Genomic DNA, 21,325 nt, shown 5'->3' with positions numbered 1-21,325 from the left:
AGCAATGAGATCATAAGAGATAAACCGGAAGCCAGTGCCACGGAACCAACAAAGGGTATAAAGGCAATAGCATGCCGGCTTGCGAGAGCGAAGACCATACTATTTAGTTTTGATGAATTCCAGACCCGGGCAATAGAATCAAAAAACCTTGATAGCTGGTAGTGCCGGAGGTTGGCAGCATGGAAATAGCAGATATCTAAAACCATTCGATAACTAATCTTCAACTACATGACAAAGAGACAATACAGCACCGGCCTAATATTTACGCTCATCATCATGTTATGGTACCTCCATCATTCTTATGAGCCGGCCGGTAATTCTGTACTGCCGGCCAGCAATTACACTGAAGCTGCCGGCCAATGCACGGTTGTATCACGCCGCATGGCTAAACAGCCAGAGGCTCTAACTCCTACTGCAAATGCATCCACTAATGCAAATAAATACAACGGCTCAGACTGTGGCAGCAACAAAGGTTCTGATTCTTATCATGGAGGCCGGTTGAGTTATACTAAAGCAACAATAACAGGCAATGTTAATACTGCAGCTGTACAATTTGCCACTTTATCGGCTAAGGTAGACGGCAATATTCTTTTTGTAAACTGGTCTACTGCGTCCGAAAAAAACAACAAAAGCTTTGATGTTGAAGCATCATCAGATAAGACGCATTTTATTACCATAGGAGAAGTACAATCGCTGGACGAAGACGGCAATTCTTCTTCTGCATTAAGCTATGAGTTCAGCGCCGACCTTTCAGGCGTGGCCATGGCTACATCGGGTATTGGCTTAATATTGCTGGTATTAGGTGGCCTGGCGACGGGATTACAGCGTAACAGAAAACTATTGTTTGCGGGCTTAATGCTTAGCGGTCTTTTCTTAGGCGCGGTAGGTTGCCAGAAAAAAAATATTGATCCTAATGACCCGGGCAATATAAATGCCTATATCCGTATCGCGCAGATCGACACCCACGGCGATAAAACATACTCTAAAATTGTAGAAGTGCTGAACAACAATTAGGCCGTGCCCTTCAACATAAAAGCCGGCCAGGGAAATCTTTTTTTTGTTTACCAATTTACCGGGTCATCAAACCCTCCGGCTATCTTCCTTGAAACCCGGATACTCTTCTTATCTAAGGTTCATCAGGTGAAGCCCCTAACTTTGCCAACCAGGAGGTTGGGTATGCGAAATAATCAACCTCTAATCAATGAATCATTATCAATATGAAAATTTCTTTCTGGTCCGTCGGTAAAGCGCATGAGCCTTATGTAAAAGCAGGCATTGAAGATTTTTCCAAAAGGATCAATAACTATTTTAAGCTGGACTGGGAGATTATTGCACCGTTGAAGAATGCTGCTAAAATGAGTATCGATGATATCAGGAAAAATGAAGGAGAATTAATTCTTTCTAAAATTCAGAAAGATGATTTTTTAATTGCCCTGGATGAGCGGGGCACGCAACTCAGCTCTGAAGGACTGGCCCAACAAATACAGTTATGCGCCAACAACTCCAGTAAAAGAGTGATCTTTTTAATTGGAGGCGCTTTTGGCATACATGAAGCGGTATGGAACCGGGCCAATTTTAAATGGAGCCTTTCCAAACTGGTTTTTCCACATCAGCTGGTAAGATTGATATTAGCCGAACAGGTTTACCGGGCCTGTACTATTTTAAAGAATGAGAAATATCACCACCAATAGTCACCTGTTAGCGCATATAAAATCATTGCAGCCGGATCTTAAACAAGATTGTTCTTAAACGAATAAAATATTTATTTTTCCGCTTTAAGGTAATATGAAGTATCGTATCATTATTTTATTGAGCTTTCTTGCGGGCTGCCTTATTTCACTGGCAAGTCTTATCATCATCAGGGAGCAGCAGCCTCAACCCATCAGGCCTCATCCGGGTAATGATATGGTTGGTGTTGCATATGGCCTGGCAGTGGGATTTAACATAGTGCTGGCAGTTTGCTCCTTACCATCTTTATTAGTGCGTGGCAACTTCCAGAAGAAGATATGGCTGAATGTTCTGTTGCTATTTGGCTTACCGTTGTGTTTTACCTTATATAGCGGTATTCAGCTGGATGCTTATGTATTGCTCTACTGCCTGCCTTACCTGCTGGTGAGCGCTATTTTGCTCGTTATTCGGATCAGAAGAGATAAGCGCTTATAATCGCCCTTCATCATAACACATTATTTCAAAAACTAAAAGCTTCGATATTACTTATAACATCTTTAGCGCCGACGCAAAGCAGGAACCATTTGTAGTTACCGATTTTGAGACACAAAAAATACATCATTAAATAGCTTCGCTACATTTTCGTACAAAATGCTCAAACCTACTGTCTGTATTGCGCATAACCGGTCCGTGACCAAAGCAAATAATGGCCGGATTCAGTTCTGCTAACTTTTGGAGCGACTGGATATTGCGCTGCTGATCTGAGGTGAATATGCTTGGCGGGAGCCGCAAACCGGTAGCTGTAGTAAGCAGGTTCATATGAGTCGCCACATCTCCAATTATGAGTACACCATCCCGCTCACGGAATAAAGAAATATGCCCTGCCGAATGCCCGGGCGTTTCTATTACCCTAAAGTTTCCGATTGTATCGTTTTCAACGATGGTCCGATCAACCTTATGTCCCTGCCCGGCCCAATACTTTTGCTGAAGCCTTGCTATACAATGTTGTGGCCTTGGATAGTCATTAGTCACCATACCCGTTTCGGTCCTGAAAATCTCGTTCTGATGACAGCTTAAGGGTAGCGCAAACTCAACGCATATCTGGTCGCTACAGCCCTGGTGATCTGCATGCGCATGCGTCAACACATGTTGATCCACAGGGATTTCCCGGAGCGCTTTCTTTACAGTATTATACGAACTCCGTATTCCGGAGTCTACCAATACACCTTCGATAATATAGCAGTTGATACTGTTTCGTGGCATCAGTGGAATATGGAACACCTCAGGAGCTATTTGATGTAGCATTATTTTTTGTGCAAATGTAGATAGCTGGCCCAACCTGCTTAAGGACATTTGTCCTATAATGTTTTGGGGCTTTGTATTTGCCCTTTTGCCCGTGTAAGCGATCTTTGTGTAATGCCCAGGTAAGATGCCAGATCCTGCGTAGCTATACGCTGTAAAAGATTCGGCTCAACAGACAAGACCTGAAGGTATTTATCCACTGCAGACTTATTATTGTAATTCAGCAAATAACGTTCCTTTTGGTTATACTCTTGCTCCAATACAGATTTTACAATCCCGTTCCAGCTGGTCACCTGACTGAGCAGATACTGATAGTCCGGGTAGCTTATCCTATAAATTACGCAAGGTTCTACAGTCCTGATACTCCGTCTCGATTTTTCCTGTGCCACAAACTCCGGAAATGAGGAGGCAAATTCTTTTTCAAATTTGAAGCAGGTTATGTTTTCATTTCCGTCTTTGTCGGTAGCGTATGCCTTTACTGCTCCACTGGCGATAAACCCGATATGACGGCAGGTTTCATCTTCCCGAATAAAAAAATCACCCTTTTTTAAACGGATTGGTTTGAAGAACTGTACAGAAAAATGTATTTCCCCGACTGAGAGTGCTCCTGTTGAGGACAGGTAATTTATTAATACATCAGTCATTGCGCTTTTTGTTCGTTTGCTTTTCCCCCTGGATTACATACAAAATCAGGCACCCAAAAATAACATTTATAGTACACTTAAAGAAGATTGAATCTGCTGCCTTTTTGTGGTTCACTTTATAGGTCCATACACATACCCCCAGGTATGAATTTTAAAATTGAAAGCGTTGAAGCGTTGTTGAAAGCAGGGTTGCGGCTTAACTAAATTAACTATTATCAGGGTGTAACCAGACTACTTTTTGAATTGATTCATGTTCTTGCCCGAGAATATCACGATAGAGGTTGGGTCGTCGCGCGTTGATATAGCGATATCCACCGGCTTGTATTAGTTTTTCGTGTGTAATGGTTGTCATAACAAAACTATCTTCGAATGTGCGGCATTCGGCAAGAATATCTCCGAATGGATCTATAACCATGGAACAACCATTTTTCAATTGATCATCATCCATGCCAATCGGGTTTGAGAAAACAACATAAACTGCATTGTCATAGGCCCGGGCCGGCAACCATTTCATCAGCCAGGTGCGCCCCTTCATTCCGTCAAATTCCAGGCGCAGTGACGTGGGATCATTTTCCCGGTTTTGCCACAGCTGTGGATCTACAAAACCTGCTCCAGGCCTGGAAGAAGGTGTACACATGGTTACGTGTGGCATAAAGATGATATCAGCTCCCAATAATTTTGTCGCACGGACATTCTCAATAACATTATTGTCATAACAAATTAAAATACCACATTTCCAGCCCTTAATTTCAAATATTGTATAGTCCTGACCTGGCGTTAAATGCGGATTTATAAAGGGATGTAGCTTGCGATGTTTTGCTATAAGACCATTTTTGTCTACACAGATATAAGGCTTATATAAATTATCGCTTTCATCTTTCTCAAATAAGCCAGCAAGAATGGTGATATTATATTTGGCTGCTATTGCGATCAGCTGCCGGGTACTTTCACCGTCCGGAACCATTTCGGCGATAGCAAGCATTTGTTGCTTATCTAAATTTCGTGCAAAGGTATACCCTGTAATGGAGCATTCATGAAAGGCAATCACCTCTGCCCCCTGGGCAGCAGCTTTCCTCGCTAACTGTTCAATAATCGCCAGATTATACGCTTTATCCGCACTTTTATGCTCAAATTGTGCAGTAGCTATTTTTAATTTGTCCATTGTTTCTTGATTTATATATGGACAAAGCTAATTCTAAGTGGTTAGTCCAAATTGTACAAACCCGACATAGGATCAGGTCTGTCTTTAAATTCTATAAAATTGACAGCGAGTCTATTGGTTTGGTTTAGATATTGGGAAGGCGTGATACCTGTGTATTTTTTAAACGCCCTGATAAGGTGGGATTGATCGAAATATCCACTTTCATAACTGACGGAAGTCAAACTAATTTCAACAGGTTTATCGCGAAGTAACTTTAGAAAGGAATGGAGTTGGACGATATTACCATATTGTTTGGGGCTTATTCCAACCTGCTGGGCAAAAACTCTTTCAATATGCCGCTCGGTATAACCAGTATAGTGTACCAATTGCTCAACCGTTACAAGACCTTTTTGCTGAGCGATATGTCTTAATACCGTAGGAAGTAAGGTTTGCCCCGGAGATCTGCGATGGATGGCTAATTCGTAAAAGAAGGAATTTAATGCCCGTACTTTTTCTGTTGAATGTGAGAGCTGAAAAAGGGTTTCGTAGAGCTTTCTTACTGGCGTTCCAAAAACGTCCTGCGCAGTAACGATCTGATCTTTTAATTCACTGGCGGATATACCCAGCAATTTGTAGAGTCCATCGGGTTGGAATACAATAATAATAAAGAAAGTTGGATCGACCGACGCAAGATCCTGATAGTGACGCACCTGACCATACAAAAATGATGGGGGGAGATCCTGGGTCTGATTGATGGATAAACGGCCTTGATCGAGAAGAAATACCATTCCTGTATTACCGTCGGAAAATAAACGTAGTGATTTCTGCCGACTTTCTCCGCTTTCTAAAAACAGATAGTGTTTGATGTATGGAGACAAAACTTCAGGTGGGAGTATTTGCATGATCTGATCCGTGAATTGACTTATTTCAAATATACTAATTTCACAATGTATGTAATAGGAGTAAATTTATCAGGCAAAAAGCGCTATTAAAAATATTGAACTCTTTATAAAATTATCTCTGAGGTATCTTGCTTCGCTTTGTTCATCATAGCGCTATCCAACCGGATGCTTATGCATTATGCTACTGCCTGCCTCACCTGCTGGTGAGCATTATTTTGCTCGTCATTCGCATCAGAAGAGATAAGCGTTTATCATTATCACTACGAATATTAAATGAAAGGCCACAAATTGTAAATTCCCCAACCGGCCACGGGATTTTTTATTTCAATTGCATAGAAATCGACGCCCATACTAGGCATGGGTAAATCATCTAATTTTTATAATGAAAAAATATATCACAGTTATAGTACTTTCCTTGTATATGTGCACCATCCAGGCACAAACCAAACAGGATCTTTTAAATACCATCGATAAGGATATTACCAGCCTTAAAACCTTACTCAAAGTAGCTGATATGCGTATTGAATTAACAGCAGGCACCAGCAAGGAGTTCGACGCCAGCGACGGATTTAATTTTGAGCAGCAATCATTAGCAAAATCTGCTGCTGATAAGGATGCATTAAATAAATTCTTCAGCCAGCTAAAAGTACACAGCAAACTATTTTATCCTTACAATATTGTATCCATTGGCAAAGATGAATTTGATTTACTAAAACTGTTGGGGCGGGATAATTTTCATTTCTCCCACAACCCGGATAAGGAACCGACCTACACTCCCACCCGTATTACATTTTTAGATGGCACCGAAATATCAGAAAATTTGCCGATCGTATCTAAAAAAAGCATTGCCGCTAAACATGCAACTACAGAGAAGGAAGACGGTAAAACCTACGAATATGTAGACGAGGAAAAAATGACAGCACTGGAAAAGGCGATTTGGGAAAGCAGCAGCTTTGATGAAACCATAGCTTTGCAGTCATCAAAACCCATAAAAAGCATTAGTTATCATATTGAGTTGCCTGTTTCTTCAAAAAAACTATACGAATTTAATACGCAGCAGAAAACAGTCCATACTATTTATGGAGCTATTACATTGGAAGGTGTTGCCGGCACCAAAGTATACTGTACCGTTCCGGAAACAGATCGCGATGGCGATATTCAGATAGAAGCTTATTATAAAAACGGGAAAGTTTTAAGGCAAAAAGGCAGCAATAGTAATACGGTTGTCACTGACAGCAAAAGGAAGGTATACCAGGAATGGATTACTACTTTAGAAAAAGCGAAAGAACGGGTAAACAAAAATGAGATCAAATCTGATAAAGACCTGAAAGATTTTCTTACAGCTCATCCTGTTCAGATGAGTGACGAGGACAAGAAAAAATACAAGAGCAGTGTTTACACTTTTTCGGGGCCGGTGAGCAAAGTAGTATTCATAGTTACGGACAGTGTGTCAAAAACTGAAAGCTTCGACCTTGCGTATGACTCCTATAACGCCAACACAAAGGAAGAGCCATTTGTAGCTACCGATTTTGAGACAGGTAGAAACGGTTTATTGAATAAAGCCGGGCAGTGGGTGGTAAAACCCCGGTTTAGCGAAGACTTCCGGCCGGTTACCCGTTTCTTTTACCGGGACCAGTTGGACGACATAGACACAACCTACCATTATGATCCTTCTGCTAAAGCTATTCAAAAGGTCGACTATACAATAGACGATCCCGAAATTTATGACGGCAAATATGTGAAGATTATACATCGTGTAAACGGGCCTAAAGGTATAGCAAATGTTACTACCGGTAAAGTTATTGTGCCGGTTGAATATGACTACATCTTCTTTAGGGACGATCAATTCTGGGTGTTGGACAAAAATGGTCAATCAGGTGTAATGGATCGCAATTTTAAAATAGTTTTACCTATAGCATACAAGGGGGTTGATGCCGAAGGTGGCTATATTTCTGTAAGAGAAGGAGGCTCAAAAAAAGATATATACGATGCCCGGGGTAAAAATATAACCAATGGAAAATACGATGATATTAAAGGCACCTTTAGTGACGGGCTATTGCTGGTGGGTAAACGCTATACCAACAAAGAAGGATATATCAACACGAAAAATTATTTTATAGACACTTTGTGCAATGTAAAGATTGACCTGACAGCTAAAGGGTATGAGGATGCTGAAGCGTTCAGCGCCGGCCTGGCTGTGGTAAGAAACAGTACCAGGAATTATGGCTACATTAATACCAGGGGCGAACTTATAATTCCCTGCCAATATAAATATGCCAGGCATTTTTATCCGACTTCTCAACTGGCATTGGTACAACTAAAAGATGATAGTTATGTAATGATTGATAAGAAGGGCAATATTGTAAAAAAGCTCTCCGGATCCTATTCAAAAAGCAAATTTGAAAAGGCCGATCGTGCCTCACGAATTCTGATGACGGACCAACGATCTTTTAATGAATATGGTGAAGAGCTGGAGTATAACGCTAATGATTATTGGTAAGCTGGCTAAAGTGCTCGTCCCTGATGGTTTTGACTTGTAACCGGAACATGCCGTCTTCTCAGGCAAGCCTCCTACTTTCTCTTTAAGATCTTTTTACCCCGTGATCTGAATGCAGGCGCGGCATTCAGCATCCTCACTTCAATTACAGTCTTTAACTCCGGCAATATTTCGGGGTAGATATTCGTTAGTTTGTCCAGTATGCCCAATGCATAAGCCTGCGCTGCAATGGTTTCATCCGGGTCGGCTATATATTCAAAACAGCGATCCATGAGCACACCATGATAATCTTCCGGTATTTCGGGCAGCTGATCGAATATGCGTAATATATTTCTTCTCACCGCAGCTGGCTGACCCGGAACATCGAGGTGCTTTACAATCTTCTTATAATGCTTATCTATCAACTGTGGTTGATGAATAGCAGCGTAACTTAAGGGCCAGGCTGCTCTTTGAACAATACGGTAGTCTTTATGGGTGAGAAAGACTTTTAGCAGTTCATCAAAATGCTTTGGGTTGTTGCCAACCCAATTCACCACTTCATCTGCTTGCTCCTTTGAGTAGCCCTTTTGTAATTGTAGTTCCAGGTTCATGGCACCAAAATAAAAAAAAGTAGATTTTTTTTTAAAAATTGTTTGGCTATTAATTTTTCCGCTCCTATATTTGCACTCCCAATTAAAAGGATCGGTAGTTCAGTTGGTTAGAATGCCGCCCTGTCACGGCGGAGGTCGCGGGTTCGAGTCCCGTCCGGTCCGCAAAAAGGCTCTGAGAAATCAGAGCCTTTTGCTTTTATAACCCTTAAAAAAACACGCCAACCATGCCGAACTATGTTTACATTATCAAAAGTTTGAAAGACGGCACTTACTATAAAGGATATACAGAAGATTTTGAACGCAGGATTATTGAGCACAATGAAGGCCTATCGCAGTTCACATCAGCAAAATGTCCATGGATACTCGTTTATGTTGAATTCCATCCGGATAAAAGATCAGCACTCATTAGGGAGCGGAAATTGAAAAAATGCAAGAAGGATTATTTTGAATGGCTCATATTGCAACCTTCCAATCTAATTAGAAATGAGCCCTGACACGGTCCCGGCTCAGCCGGGACGGGTTCGAGTCCCGTCCGGTCCGCAAAAAGGCTCTGAGAAATCAGAGCCTTTTGCTTTATGCCCCTTAAAAAAACATCCCACCCATGCCGCAGTATGTTTACATTATCAGAAGTTTGGGATCAGGTTGAAAAGTTGGGGGCTGTAGGGTTCAGGCATAGATTTTAGCTAATCGAAAAAGAAAGAAATTGATATCTCTGACACCTCTTGCAGAGGCCCTGAAGGCTTTAAAACAACCCACCCATGCCGCACTATGTTTACATTATCAAAAGTTTGAAAGACAGCATTTACTCTAAAGGATATACAGAAGATTTTGAGCGCAGGATTATTGAGCAGAATGAAGGCCTATCACAGTTCACATCAGCAAAATGTCCATGGATACTCGTTTATGTTGAACTCCATCCGGATAAAAGATCAGCACTCATCAGGGAGCGGAAATTGAAAAAATGTAAGAAGGAGTATTTTGAATGGCTCATATTGCAACCTTCCAATCTGATGAGACATGAGCCCTGACACGGTCCCGGCTCAGCCGGGACGGGTTCGAGTCCCGTCCGGTCCGCAAAAACGCTCTGAGAAATCAGAGCCTTTTGCTTTTATAGCTTGTTAAAATCACGAAATATTTATTCAGATAGGGTAATTAAAAAATCGATACAATTACATTTGCAAGCTTAAAAGAATGAACGTTGAGAAGATTTTTAGTTTTCCTTAGCCTGGCTTTAGTGTTTGTTGCCTGTAAATCAGGTTCTTCCAGTCCCACCCTGACCCAGGGAGACTCAGCTTACCAGGGTATTATACTCCCCACTCCTGAAAAATTAAAAGAGGGTGAACTGGCAATGTATCAGACCCGGTTGAATGAGCTCTTTGATAAACACCTAATCAACCGTAATTTCAACGGGGGTATATTGGTTGCAAAAGGTGGCAATATTGTTTATGAAAAGTATGTAGGCTTTACCGATCCGAAAGCAAAAACCACTCCTATTACTGACAGCTCTTCTTTTCACCTGGCCTCCACCAGCAAACCCTTTACCGGCGTCACTATTTTAAAATTAGTACAGCAGGGAAAAGTACATTTAACTGATGACCTTACACAATATTTCCCCGGCTTTCCTTACGCGGGTGTAACAGTTAAAGACCTGCTTAGTCATCGCAGCGGCCTTCCCAACTACTTATATTTTATGGAGGACAAGGAAAAATGGCCGGCCCAACAGATGGTCACCAACAACGATGTCCTCAACTTCTTAATTCAATACAAACCTGACCTCAGTTATAGAACCGGCAGCCGGTTTAGTTACTGTAACACCAATTATGTGCTCCTGGCTCTTATTATCGAAAAAGTAACAGGTACTCCTTACCCGCAATATCTTAGCGAAACGATCTTCAAGCCATTAGGTATGGAGCATACATTTGTTTATACGCCAACGGATAGCGGCCGCGTCATGATGTCTTATAAGCCATCGGGCCAATTGTGGGACCAGGATATATTTGATCATACCTATGGTGATAAAAATATTTACAGCACCCCGCGTGATATGATGAAATGGGATGCCGCTTTATACAATGATGCATTCATAAGGCAAAGCCTCCTCGACTCTGCCTACCAACCGCTCAGTAACGAAAAGCCGTCTACACATAACTATGGCTTAGGCTGGCGCTTATTAAGCTTACCTAATGGTAAAAAAGTAATTTACCATAACGGCAAATGGCATGGATTCAGCCCCGCTTTCGCCAGGCTAACTGACGAAAAAGCCGTAATCATTATTTTGGGCAACCAATACAACAGCACCATTTATAAAGCAGCTAAGCTGGCTTACAACGTGTTTGGCGACTATATGCAAAATGACACACAGGCGGAAGAAGAGCCTACCGTTACACCTACACCACTGGTGGTAACATCTAAAAAGAAGCCTGTGCCGCCGCCCGCTAAAATTGTAAAAGAAGCACCTAAAAAAAATAGCAGGGCAAAGACGGTGGCCAACCCTAAACTTGCAACAAAGCCCAAAGCAGTATCTAAAACAAAAGCGCCCGCTACAAAACCTGTAGCTAAACCTACTAAGACTACAAAGCCGGCTGCAAAAAAACAAACAACTACCACGTCCAAAAAGACGGAGCCAGCCAAAAAGAAAAAAAACTAGATACAAGACGGTATCATAAGCATTAGAGCGCTTTATTTATCTTTAACGCTCAACTACCGGTCATGCAATTACTCAACGCTTCGCAAATAAGGGAATGGGATCAATACACTATCCAACAAGAACCCATAAGCTCTGTTAACCTGATGGAAAGAGCGGCATCCGCCTGTGTCGATTGGATATGGGAGCATTTCCCCGGTCAATCATTTGACATCGTTTGCGGTACGGGCAACAATGGCGGCGATGGTCTGGCTATTGCGAGGCTATTGATGCTGATGCGCATTCCCGTAAAAGTATATATCGTAAATGCGGCTGGCAAAGCAAGCGGGGACTTCACAACCAACCTCGAAAGACTAAAAGCAACTCCCGGTGCTAATATTACCGAATTAAATCCCGGAACCTTCCCCCTTCCACCTGATCAGTCTGCGATCATAATCGATGCCTTATTAGGCACAGGCATCAACAGGCCCATAGAAGGATTTACCAGAGAAATAGTTGACTTTATTAACAATCAGCCTAACAAAATAATTGCCATTGACATGCCTTCCGGCTTGCAAAGTGACACCTATTCAGGCAACACCGATATTATCGAGGCAGATCATACTTTAACTTTTCAAAACTTTAAGCTGGGCTTGCTGATGCCCGGTAATGCGCGGTATTTTGGACAGGTTCATATATTGGATATCGGTCTGGCGCCCGGATTTCTTACAAAGATTGAGTCAACGTACGAGTTAACTGATAAGAGTCTTTTTGATTCTTTTTATAAACCCCGAAGCAACTATGCACATAAAGGTAATTTCGGACACGCGCTCGTGATAGCAGGAAGTTATGGCAAAATGGGTGCTGCGGTATTAAGCACCAAAGCCTGCCTGCGAAGCGGCGCGGGGCTGGTAACCGCTCATGTACCGGGTAATGGCATCAATATTATGCAAACCACCACTCCCGAGGCAATGTGCAAAGCGGACCCGCATACGGAACTTATCACCAGGATCGAATATCCGCTAAAGGGCTATTCAGCTATTGGCATAGGGCCGGGCTTAGGCACTCATCCAGCTACACAAAAACTATTACAATACGCAATAGGCAGCTATAACCAACCACTGGTACTGGATGCTGACGCGCTGAACATATTGTCAGAAAACAAAACCTGGTTAAATCTCATCCCGGAGAATAGTATCATCACACCCCATCCCAAAGAATTCAGCCGTCTTTTTGGCGAGCCATCTAACGATTTTGAAAGAATAGAAGTGGCGCTCGAACAAGCCGTTCGTTTAAAGGTTATTATCGTATTAAAAGGTCACCGAACCTTTATTGCAACGCCCGCCGGCAAAGGCTATTTTAATACAACAGGAAACGCGGGCATGGCCACCGGTGGTAGTGGCGACGTACTAACAGGCATTATTACAGGTTTGCTGGCACAAGGCTATACTCCTGCTAAAGCTGCTATTATGGGTGTTTACCTGCATGGACTAGCAGGCGATAAAGCCGCGGCACTTTATGGTATGGAGGCCATGATTGCCGGTGACCTGGTAGAAAACCTAAGGTTCACAGCCTTCAAATAGCGCTGCTAATAATCTAACTTTTGCAACAATGTTGCATTTTATAACTTAATCCGCTATCTTTGTCTGAAAGAAACGTATGGAAAATTTTGACGTAATCATTATTGGAGGCAGCTATGCAGGCTTATCGGCAGCTATGACCTTGGGCCGTTCTCTTCGCAATGTTTTAGTAATAGACAGCGGTTTACCCTGCAACAGGCAAACACCCCATTCCCATAACTTTTTGACAAGGGATGGTGAAACTCCAAACGCTATAGCAGCCATCGCTAAAGAACAGGTACTGCAATATCCAGGTGTCCGCTTTCTTGAAGAAAAAGCAACAACTGCAAAGCGGATAGAAAACGGATTTGGGATTTCAACGCAAACAGGAAGATCCTTCACTGCTAGCAAGCTGATTATTGCATCGGGGGTTAAAGATATCCATCCGGACATTAAGGGCTTCTCTGAATGTTGGGGCATTTCAGTTATTCATTGTCCGTATTGCCATGGATATGAGTTTCGCCATCAACAAACAGCAATTATGGCCAATGGAGAAAGAGCTGCCCACCTGTCGATGTTGGTGCGCAATCTTACGAACCAATTAACTATTTTAACCAACGGATCTGCCTCTTTTGAAACAGAGCAGCTACATAAATTCCGGCAACATAATATAACCATCGTTGAAAACAAGATCACAGCAATACAACATCTAAACGGCCAGGTACAACATTTGGTTTTTGAAGACGGGAACAGCCAGCCATTTGACGCGGTGTATGCCGCCATCCCTTTTGTTCAACATTCTGATATACCAACGCAGCTGGGATGTGAACTAACGGAACAGGGCCATGTCAAAACAGATAGCTTTCAAAAAACCACCGTACCAAACGTTTTTGCCTGTGGCGATGGCGCCTCTCCCATGCGGTCTGTTGCTAATGCCGTATATACCGGTAATATGGCCGGAAGCATGATTAATGCGGAGCTTTGCAAGGAGACGTTTTAAGATTCGGGGGCTTCCATTTTCATTTAGCTTTAGTGATATATGTCGCTCCTACGGAGCTCAATGGTTATTCGTACATCTTCTACCTATATCGAATCCCGATGGGACCCAACATGTTTGTAAGCCAGAGAGAAATTATAAATTTCCGGGTTACCTATTGCGGTTTTGCATGAGCAATGCTGTTCTTGTGTACATTATACTGCTAATACATTATAGAGCATTAGGACCGGACGCATAATCAATGCGCAGCTTCGCAGAGAAATGTTTTAAAACCCGGGCTACCATCTCTATTCAGCATTGTTAACAATATGTCGCTCCTATGGAGCTCGATGGCTATTCTCGAATTATTCTACCAATACCGGGTCCCGATGGGACCTTTTTATCTATTCACAGGCTTCAACGAGAATCTGATGACGGCATCTTTGAAAACGCCAACAGAAATATAGAAATTTCCAACTTTGTATAATACCTATACTCCGTAGGAGTATCATTTTTATAGAAACGTATACCACCCACCCCCCGCCCCCAGTGGGGTCGAATATTTTTGGGAATAACACCATGATAGTCCCTGCCCCATACCGGTTCGCTTAATTACAGAACTAAGCTGTCATCATCAAAAACTATAATTAATTAAATACAAATAGATTTTATCTATACCGCTATTAATAATTACAATAGCAATTTTCCTTCAAAATCTTTGATGCAACCGGTGAATGAGATACTTTCGCGCCGTCAACGATTTGCCGCCATAGTGAGAACATTATTATTGATTTTTAATTTATAAAACTTATACAATGGCATTAACAGGCAAAAAAGCGCCTCACTTTATTTCCGGCGCAGTGATCAATGGCGAAGAGATCGTAGATGACTTTTCATTAGACCAATACCTGGGCAAAAAACATGTGATCCTGTTTTTCTACCCCAAAGATTTCACTTTCGTATGTCCTACAGAAATTCATGCATTCCAGGAAAAACTGGCTGAATTTGAAAAAAGAAATGCGGTAGTAATCGGCTGCTCTACTGACACTGAAGAAACACACCTGGCCTGGTTAACAACACCCAAAGAAAACGGTGGCATTGAAGGTGTAACCTACCCTATTATAGCAGACGCTGCTAAAACCATTGCAATGAATTATGGTGTATTAGCCGGCGAGTATTCCTTTAATAACGATACAAGACAGTGGTCTTTCAGCGGTGCTCCGGTAGCTTTCCGTGGCACTTTCCTGATCGATAAAGAAGGTATCGTACGTCACGAGTCTGTTAACGATTTACCACTGGGCCGTAATATAGACGAGTATCTTCGCCTGCTGGATGCGCAATTGCACGTAGAGCAATATGGCGAGGTTTGCCCTGCCAACTGGGAAGAAGGTGAAGCGGCGATGAAAGCGACAAATGAAGGCGTTACTGAATATTTTTCAAGAAACTAAACGAAGATTTATGTTAATAGAACTGGAACAGGACAACCTTGAAGAAATTGTGGCACAGCATCCTAAAGTGGTAGTGCAGTATTCTGCCGGATGGTGCGGGAACTGCCGTTTAATGAAACCGAAATTCAAAAGGCTTTCGGGTGAAAATGAATCAACTGTATTCGTGATAGCCGACGCTGAAAAGTTTCCTTTAAGCCGCAAGCTGGCTGCCGTGAACAACCTGCCTACGTTTGCCGGCTTTAATAATGGTGTGTTGGTAAACCAGGTACAAACCAATAAAGAAGATCAATTAAAAAACCTGATCAATGAAGTTACCAGTAATTAGACAGATACAAAGGAATTGCTCTGCAGCGCAAATAGAAAACGCAATAGCAGTGCTGGAAAGCATCAGTGAAGCATCTTCTATTAAAGAAGACGAATTAGATGTAATAGGCGAACTAATATCCAATTGCTGTGGTGCTTTGGAAGTACATGAAATGGTAGCAGCCGGAGAAACAGAGAAGGATGCTTTGAACGGTTTTATGAAAAAAGTGATGGGGTCAATCGACCAATAAATATCCGGGATATTTTTTACAGCCTGCACTTTGATGCAGGCTTTTTTATTTTATGGCGTCTATGCGAGATAAGCTCCCGTAATATTATCACCCGTGGCTTCTACAATAATATGCTCCTGCAAAGTGGTAGCCAGCGATAAGCCCTTATAGTTGGCACTAATGGGAAACTGTGTGTGAGAACGTTCTACTAATACCAGGGTTTGTATTTTCTTGGGGTGAAATTCTAAAAACGGTTTGATTGCATACAATAAAGTTCTTCCGCTATTGGTAACATCATCCATAATAATAACCACTTTGTTATCAAACCCGCCTTTGGCACTTAGCTCAATTTCCTGCGGTTTTGCCTTGTCAAATTTTATAGTCAGCAGCTCCACCTTTACGTCAGCAAATTTTTTGACGATCTTCTGCAATTTTTTTGCCAATAAAACGCCCTTCTCTTCTATACCCGCAAACACCAGCTCTTTTTCATCGATATTATTCTCAATAATCTCCAGCGCCAGGCGGCTCAATTTCTTTTCTATAACATCGCTCTGTAAAATGTATCTTTTTTCCTTTGTCATTTTTCTTTTTTAAATACTCAACCAAAAGGCCTTAATATGCTATTGCAAGCCAAGGCATTCTTAATCTTCGTCAACAAAAATATAAATACTCATCAACATGGCGTAAATTAGCAATAAAGTTGTTTAAACGTTCTTATTCATCAGAAAAAGCTGTTGGGCGGGGTCAGACCAGCCTTCTCATATACCGTTTTTTTATGTGAAGATTGAATGAACTGATAACTAACAGATCTGCCATGGAAATGATACAGCAAATTTTATTCGCGTTACTTTTAGGGGTTGCCTTGTTTCTCTTTTCAAGAAAAGCACTACAGATACGTCGTAATATCAATCTTGGCCGGAAAGAAGAAATTATAGATAACCCGTCGCAGCGCTGGAATAATGTATTATTGCTGGCATTGGGACAAAAAAAGATGTTTCGCAATCCCCTCGTTGGTGTATTGCATTTTTTTGTATATGCCGGGTTTATTATTATCAATATTGAAGTGCTGGAAATTGTACTGGATGGTATACTCGGCACGCACCGGTTGTTTGCCGGCTTCCTGGGTAGTTTTTATACTTTCCTGATTAATGCGTTTGAAGTACTGGCTTTTTTGGTGATTGCAGCTTGTGCTGTATTCCTGGTTCGGAGGAATATTGTACGAATCAGACGGTTTGCCAGTAAAGACCTCAATGGCTGGCCCAGGAGCGATGCCAACTATATTTTGATCACCGAAATAGTTTTGATGTGCCTGTTTTTGACCATGAATGCCTCAGACACGCTGTTGCAGGCTCGTGGTGCAGAACACTACGCGGCAGCTAATACAGGTAATTTTGTTATTTCGCAAAACCTGCAAACCTGGCTGGACACTTTAAATAATACCACACTAAGTTTTATTGAAAGACTCTGTTGGTGGTTGCACATAGCCGGCATTTTTGCTTTCTTAAACTACCTGCCTTATTCCAAGCACCTGCATATTATCCTGGCTTTCCCTAATGCTTATTATAACCGGTTAGAACCCATAGGCAAAATGGAAAACATGCCCGCTGTTCAAAATGAAGTATTGTACGCTATGCAGCCAGAGCTGGCTCCCGCCGATGCTGCACCTCCCACAAAGTTTGGCGCAAAAGACATCATGGACCTGAGCTGGAAAAACCTGCTGGATGCCTACTCCTGTACCGAATGCGGCCGTTGCTCTGCTGCCTGCCCTGCTAATATGACCGGCAAGAAACTATCTCCGCGGAAGATAATGATGGATACCCGCGACCGGGCTGAAGAAGTGGGAAACAACATTAACACCAACAAAGAGTTTAAAGACGATGGCAAAAGCTTGCTGCACGATTATATAACAACGGAAGAACTAAGAGCCTGCACTACCTGTAATGCCTGCGTACAGGAATGCCCGGTAAGTATCAACCCACTGGATATTATTTTACAATTACGCCGCCAGCTGGTAATGGAAGAAAGCAATGCACCCCAGGAATGGAATGTTATGTTCAGCAACGTGGAAAATAACTTTGCCCCCTGGAAATTCAGTCCCGATGACCGGGATAAATGGACAGAAACCATTTAGCGAATTAGATTAATATGCGAAAACGTATGTAAAAAAGCTGATGATGTCATCTAATCTGTATGACTAAATGGAAAATATTAAATGGGATCGCTTTTTTATTATTATGGTTGGTAATCATAGCCAGTTACTATAGTTTTCTATACCCTGCTCCCTTCGGTATCTGTTCTCTGGTAAAACAGGTAGAGTGGGAATCATTTTCGCTCTTGTATATTGGATTACCATTGTTAGCTTTTACGCTGAGTTTTGTTCGTTTTAACCAACACTGTTTTCAAAAAAACTTTCTCAAAATATTGTTGGTTTTACATCTTGCAGCAATAATGAGCATAAGTATATTGGCCGGTGTAGCATTGAATCATAAAAGAAGCGAATTTAAAAAATTCCTATCAGAAATAAAACAGCAGGCAGTCCGTGACATACAGGCTGGCTCTATCCGCTACATGTCTTACGGGCTTCCTCATATAGATGTCAACTATACGAAGCGGGACAGCATTATGGCCAAATATGGCATGCGCCATACCTTTAACTGCCTTATTGACCAATTTACTGAAGAGAGCAATGCCTATTATAAACAATTAACGAAGACCTATCTTGATAAAAGGAATGGAAAAGACTGGGAGAGAAAAATGCAAAACGAACTTGCGCTATACCCATGATACTAAAAAATGTGCTAATGCGGACTATGTCCTTCTCTTTTCTCTTCTTCATCGTGTATTTTATCTGCCACATCCTTTTTCTTAATAAACATACGCCACATTTGAATTAATGCGGTAATTACAAAAATTCCCGCAATAACATAATTCATTACAGACTGGTTATTCTGTATTTTAGAAGCAATAAGGCGGCCACCAAAAATAAAAAGGCTGTTGCCTATCAACGTTCCGATACCAATACCTATGGCGTAGAAATTAAAATGGTGTTTATTCGGTAGCAGTATTTTTTTAGTGAAGAGCACTGTGCTCCAGCCGAACCAGAAAGGTATTTGCATCGGGTTTACCGCTCCCATTGTCATCCCCAACAAATAAGAAGGTAAATTATTATTGAGGATAATATTCTTATTCTCATGTGGGTGAGCAGCTGCAATAAAACTGGTAACAGCCAAGGCAACCACTATCAACAGGGTCAGCCATTCCAGTAGTTTAAAGATCTTCTCCTGCTTTCTTACCCAATCCATTGCCAGCAAGGAGATTCGCACATAGATCATTTCAGCAGTAAGTGCTCCGAGCGAAAACAACATTGCACTACGTACCGATTCGGCTATCGCAATCTGCATTGCGGCTATATTAAGCGTTCCCAAAGGCAGAGTACCCAGGAAGCTTACCAACATTCCTGTAAAAAAGATACGCACTGTTCCTTTCATCAGCAAGTTTTAAGCGTTTTTGCCTTGTAACATAGGAACAAATGAGAAATTATCAAAATATTCCACTTCAATCCCCTGCTCTAACTTGGTAACTCTTCGCATTTGTTGTGCCGTTCCGTTATTTACAGGGATCACCATTTTACCCCCAACTTTCATCTGGTCGATAAGCCTGGGTGGTATCTCGGGCGCTGCGGCAGTAACAATTACCTTATCAAAGGGGCCATATGTGGGAAGCCCCTGGAATCCATCCCCGTAAAAAAATTTAATATTAGGATACTGTTTGAGATACGCGAATAATTTATTCTCATCGAACAGCTTTTTCTGGCGTTCAATTGTAAACACTTTTGCTCCTAATGCAGCCAGCACTACGGCCTGGTAAGCGCTACCAGTACCAATCTCTAACACCTTGTCATTCTTTTGAATCTGCAGTAATTCGGTTTGGTAAGCTACTGTGTAAGGCTGCGAAATCGTTTGTCCTTCTCCTATCGGAAATGCCTTGTCCAGATAAGCCACATCTAAAAACGCAGAGTCCAGGAAAAAATGCCGGGGGACGCTATTAATGGCTTCCAGCACGTTTTCATCTTTAATTCCTTTTTCCCTGACTGTATCTACGAGCTTTTTCCTAAGCCCTTTATGCCTGTAGCTATCTTCTAAACTGCGCCTCATGCCGCAAATGTAATTGATAGTTGATAAGATTACAAGTTGGAAGATTGAAAAGAAAGCGTTACTAATAACAGAAGAAATGGACGGTTGTATTTCCTGCCGGCTTCTGTTTTTACCCGCTTTTCGGCTTAACTCATGCAAATACTATATTTGCTGCCGATATGGCTAAAGTAATTATTCTGGGTCCGGCACATCCGCTTCGCGGCGGCGGCATGACAACATTCAACCATCGCCTTGCCAAAGAATTTATTGATAGGGGCCACAGCTGCGCTATCTATTCCTTTAGCCTGCAATACCCTGATTTCTTGTTTCCGGGAAAATCCCAATATACCGATGAGCCGGCTCCGGAAAATATAACCATATACAGTGTTGTTAATTCCATCAACCCGCTGAACTGGCTTAAGGTGGGACAGCGTCTAAAGAAGGAGCGTGCCGATATTATTGTAGTGCGATATTGGTTGCCGTTAATGGGTCCTGCTTTGGGGACCATCCTCAGACAGGTTAAAAAAAATAAACATACAAAGGTCATTTGTATTGCCGACAATGTTATTCCGCACGAAAAAAGGCCGGGAGATAAACCCTTCACCCGCTACTTTCTCAAAGCCTGTGACGCCTTTATCACCATGAGTGAAAAAGTATTAAAAGACTTAAGAACCTTTACCACCTCGCAGCAAGCGGTATTAGTACAGCATCCGTTATACGATAATTTCGGGCCTATTGTTTCAAAACAAATCGCGAGGGAACATTTGGGAATATCCCAAACGGGCAAGGTCATCCTGTTCTTCGGATTTATTAGGAAATATAAAGGTCTTGACATTCTGCTCCGTGCAGTTCAACAGCTACAATCCGGCATGTCAGATTTTAAGCTCCTGGTTGCCGGAGAATTTTACGAAGACGAAAAGGGATACCAGGAGTTGATTGATGAGCTGGGTATCAGAGATCAATTGATCCTGAAGACCAACTTTATTGCAGACAATGAAGTAAAGTATTATCTCTGTGCCGCCGACGTGCTGGTACAACCCTATAAAAACGCTACTCAAAGCGGAGTTACCCCCCTGGCCTATCATTTTGAAAGGCCCATGATTGTGACGAATGTGGGTGGTCTGCCCGCATTGGTACCGCATGGCAAATCAGGGCTCGTTTGCGAACCAGATCCGGGATCGATAGCACACGCTATAAAAGAATTTTACGAATTAGGAGAAGATCATTTTATTCCACATCTTCGCACAGAAAAAGAAAAATATAGCTGGAAAAATATTGTGGATGCGATCATTGCTTTGCAATAATGCGC

At 42.0% G+C, this 21,325-nt stretch carries 23 protein-coding genes and 1 tRNA gene; 16 read left to right on the top strand and 8 right to left on the bottom strand.

All coding sequences use genetic code 11. From position 1 onward, the window contains the following. Positions 1-228 precede the first annotated feature (228 nt). The 3 genes from ACLOAU_RS00540 to ACLOAU_RS00530 all read left to right on the top strand — a co-directional run bounded on the left by ACLOAU_RS00540 (position 229) and on the right by ACLOAU_RS00530 (position 2,163). Positions 229-1,014 (top strand): hypothetical protein, encoded by a 786-nt coding sequence (locus ACLOAU_RS00540; protein ID WP_427859860.1) that lies wholly within the window; start codon positions 229-231, stop codon positions 1,012-1,014. Positions 1,015-1,217: 203 nt separating this feature from the next. Continuing rightward, on the top strand, positions 1,218-1,691 hold the full coding sequence (locus tag ACLOAU_RS00535) for a 23S rRNA (pseudouridine(1915)-N(3))-methyltransferase RlmH (protein WP_427859859.1): 474 nt from the start codon (positions 1,218-1,220) through the stop codon (positions 1,689-1,691). A 94-nt stretch (positions 1,692-1,785) separates the two neighbouring features. Further along, positions 1,786-2,163 carry a hypothetical protein gene (locus ACLOAU_RS00530; protein WP_427859858.1) on the top strand — a complete coding sequence of 126 codons (378 nt, stop codon included), beginning with the start codon at positions 1,786-1,788 and terminating at the stop codon, positions 2,161-2,163. Between the two features lie 126 nt (positions 2,164-2,289). Here the strand turns inward: ACLOAU_RS00530 and ACLOAU_RS00525 are convergent, their stop codons facing one another. From ACLOAU_RS00525 to ACLOAU_RS00510, 4 genes are all read right to left on the bottom strand, one after another. Beyond that, positions 2,290-2,973 (bottom strand): MBL fold metallo-hydrolase, encoded by a 684-nt coding sequence (locus ACLOAU_RS00525; protein WP_427859857.1) that lies wholly within the window; start codon positions 2,971-2,973, stop codon positions 2,290-2,292. A 53-nt stretch (positions 2,974-3,026) separates the two neighbouring features. Continuing rightward, positions 3,027-3,614 (bottom strand): Crp/Fnr family transcriptional regulator, encoded by a 588-nt coding sequence (locus ACLOAU_RS00520; RefSeq protein WP_427859856.1) that lies wholly within the window; start codon positions 3,612-3,614, stop codon positions 3,027-3,029. A gap of 205 nt (positions 3,615-3,819) precedes the next feature. Further along, entirely contained in the window at positions 3,820-4,776 is a 957-nt protein-coding gene (locus ACLOAU_RS00515; RefSeq protein WP_427859855.1) for a nitrilase family protein, read from the bottom strand. A gap of 41 nt (positions 4,777-4,817) precedes the next feature. After that, on the bottom strand, positions 4,818-5,657 hold the full coding sequence (locus ACLOAU_RS00510) for a helix-turn-helix domain-containing protein (protein WP_427859854.1): 840 nt from the start codon (positions 5,655-5,657) through the stop codon (positions 4,818-4,820). Between the two features lie 382 nt (positions 5,658-6,039). Here ACLOAU_RS00510 and ACLOAU_RS00505 point away from each other — a divergent pair, with 382 nt between their 5' ends. Then, complete coding sequence (locus ACLOAU_RS00505; protein WP_427859853.1) at positions 6,040-8,157, top strand: WG repeat-containing protein; 2,118 nt, start codon at positions 6,040-6,042, stop codon at positions 8,155-8,157. Between the two features lie 71 nt (positions 8,158-8,228). On the opposite strand, the gene ACLOAU_RS00500 is transcribed toward ACLOAU_RS00505, so the two are convergent. Continuing rightward, entirely contained in the window at positions 8,229-8,744 is a 516-nt protein-coding gene (locus ACLOAU_RS00500; protein ID WP_427859852.1) for a HEAT-like fold family protein, read from the bottom strand. An 88-nt stretch (positions 8,745-8,832) separates the two neighbouring features. Here ACLOAU_RS00500 and ACLOAU_RS00495 point away from each other — a divergent pair. The 9 genes from ACLOAU_RS00495 to ACLOAU_RS00455 all read left to right on the top strand — a co-directional run bounded on the left by ACLOAU_RS00495 (position 8,833) and on the right by ACLOAU_RS00455 (position 15,904). Next, positions 8,833-8,906, top strand: a tRNA-Asp gene (locus ACLOAU_RS00495). A gap of 62 nt (positions 8,907-8,968) precedes the next feature. Continuing rightward, positions 8,969-9,238 carry a GIY-YIG nuclease family protein gene (locus ACLOAU_RS00490; protein WP_427859850.1) on the top strand — a complete coding sequence of 90 codons (270 nt, stop codon included), beginning with the start codon at positions 8,969-8,971 and terminating at the stop codon, positions 9,236-9,238. Between the two features lie 264 nt (positions 9,239-9,502). Continuing rightward, complete coding sequence (locus tag ACLOAU_RS00485; RefSeq protein WP_427859849.1) at positions 9,503-9,772, top strand: GIY-YIG nuclease family protein; 270 nt, start codon at positions 9,503-9,505, stop codon at positions 9,770-9,772. Between the two features lie 170 nt (positions 9,773-9,942). Next, complete coding sequence (locus tag ACLOAU_RS00480; RefSeq protein ID WP_427859848.1) at positions 9,943-11,391, top strand: serine hydrolase domain-containing protein; 1,449 nt, start codon at positions 9,943-9,945, stop codon at positions 11,389-11,391. 62 nt (positions 11,392-11,453) lie between these two features. Next, positions 11,454-12,950, top strand: a complete 1,497-nt coding sequence (locus ACLOAU_RS00475; protein WP_427859847.1) for an NAD(P)H-hydrate dehydratase — start codon at positions 11,454-11,456, stop codon at positions 12,948-12,950. A 76-nt stretch (positions 12,951-13,026) separates the two neighbouring features. Beyond that, positions 13,027-13,926: an NAD(P)/FAD-dependent oxidoreductase gene (locus ACLOAU_RS00470; protein WP_427859846.1), complete on the top strand. Its 900-nt coding sequence runs from the start codon at positions 13,027-13,029 to the stop codon at positions 13,924-13,926. Positions 13,927-14,717: 791 nt separating this feature from the next. Beyond that, positions 14,718-15,350 carry a peroxiredoxin gene (locus ACLOAU_RS00465; RefSeq protein ID WP_427859845.1) on the top strand — a complete coding sequence of 211 codons (633 nt, stop codon included), beginning with the start codon at positions 14,718-14,720 and terminating at the stop codon, positions 15,348-15,350. Between the two features lie 10 nt (positions 15,351-15,360). Then, positions 15,361-15,675: a thioredoxin family protein gene (locus ACLOAU_RS00460; RefSeq protein WP_427859844.1), complete on the top strand. Its 315-nt coding sequence runs from the start codon at positions 15,361-15,363 to the stop codon at positions 15,673-15,675. After that, a complete protein-coding gene (locus ACLOAU_RS00455; RefSeq protein WP_427859842.1) occupies positions 15,656-15,904 on the top strand; it encodes a DUF6952 family protein in 249 nt (82 codons plus the stop codon). The genes ACLOAU_RS00460 and ACLOAU_RS00455 overlap by 20 nt, the downstream gene beginning before the upstream one ends. 59 nt (positions 15,905-15,963) lie before the next feature. Here the strand turns inward: ACLOAU_RS00455 and ACLOAU_RS00450 are convergent, their stop codons facing one another. Then, positions 15,964-16,464, bottom strand: coding sequence for a phosphoribosyltransferase family protein (locus tag ACLOAU_RS00450; RefSeq protein ID WP_427859841.1), 501 nt, complete (start codon positions 16,462-16,464; stop codon positions 15,964-15,966). A gap of 233 nt (positions 16,465-16,697) precedes the next feature. On the opposite strand from ACLOAU_RS00450, the gene ACLOAU_RS00445 reads away from it, so the two are divergent. Further along, positions 16,698-18,014: a 4Fe-4S dicluster domain-containing protein gene (locus ACLOAU_RS00445; RefSeq protein ID WP_427859840.1), complete on the top strand. Its 1,317-nt coding sequence runs from the start codon at positions 16,698-16,700 to the stop codon at positions 18,012-18,014. Positions 18,015-18,073: 59 nt separating this feature from the next. Beyond that, positions 18,074-18,667, top strand: a complete 594-nt coding sequence (locus ACLOAU_RS00440; RefSeq protein ID WP_427859839.1) for an FEKKY domain-containing protein — start codon at positions 18,074-18,076, stop codon at positions 18,665-18,667. A 14-nt stretch (positions 18,668-18,681) separates the two neighbouring features. On the opposite strand, the gene ACLOAU_RS00435 is transcribed toward ACLOAU_RS00440, so the two are convergent. Together ACLOAU_RS00435 and ACLOAU_RS00430 are read right to left on the bottom strand one after the other, a co-directional pair. Then, positions 18,682-19,371, bottom strand: a complete 690-nt coding sequence (locus ACLOAU_RS00435; RefSeq protein ID WP_427859838.1) for a LysE family translocator — start codon at positions 19,369-19,371, stop codon at positions 18,682-18,684. A 9-nt stretch (positions 19,372-19,380) separates the two neighbouring features. Next, the gene (locus ACLOAU_RS00430; protein ID WP_427859837.1) at positions 19,381-20,037 is read right to left on the bottom strand and encodes a protein-L-isoaspartate(D-aspartate) O-methyltransferase; all 657 of its coding nucleotides are present in this window, start codon (positions 20,035-20,037) and stop codon (positions 19,381-19,383) included. A gap of 158 nt (positions 20,038-20,195) precedes the next feature. Here ACLOAU_RS00430 and ACLOAU_RS00425 point away from each other — a divergent pair, with 158 nt between their 5' ends. Continuing rightward, positions 20,196-21,320: a glycosyltransferase gene (locus ACLOAU_RS00425; protein ID WP_427859836.1), complete on the top strand. Its 1,125-nt coding sequence runs from the start codon at positions 20,196-20,198 to the stop codon at positions 21,318-21,320. Positions 21,321-21,325: the final 5 nt, after the last annotated feature.

This window comes from Paraniabella aurantiaca, assembly GCF_050309965.1.
Taxonomy (GTDB): Bacteria; Bacteroidota; Bacteroidia; order Chitinophagales; family Chitinophagaceae; genus Niabella.
The sequence above is the reverse complement of the archived record's forward strand: the minus strand, read 5'-3'. Positions and strand labels throughout refer to the sequence as shown.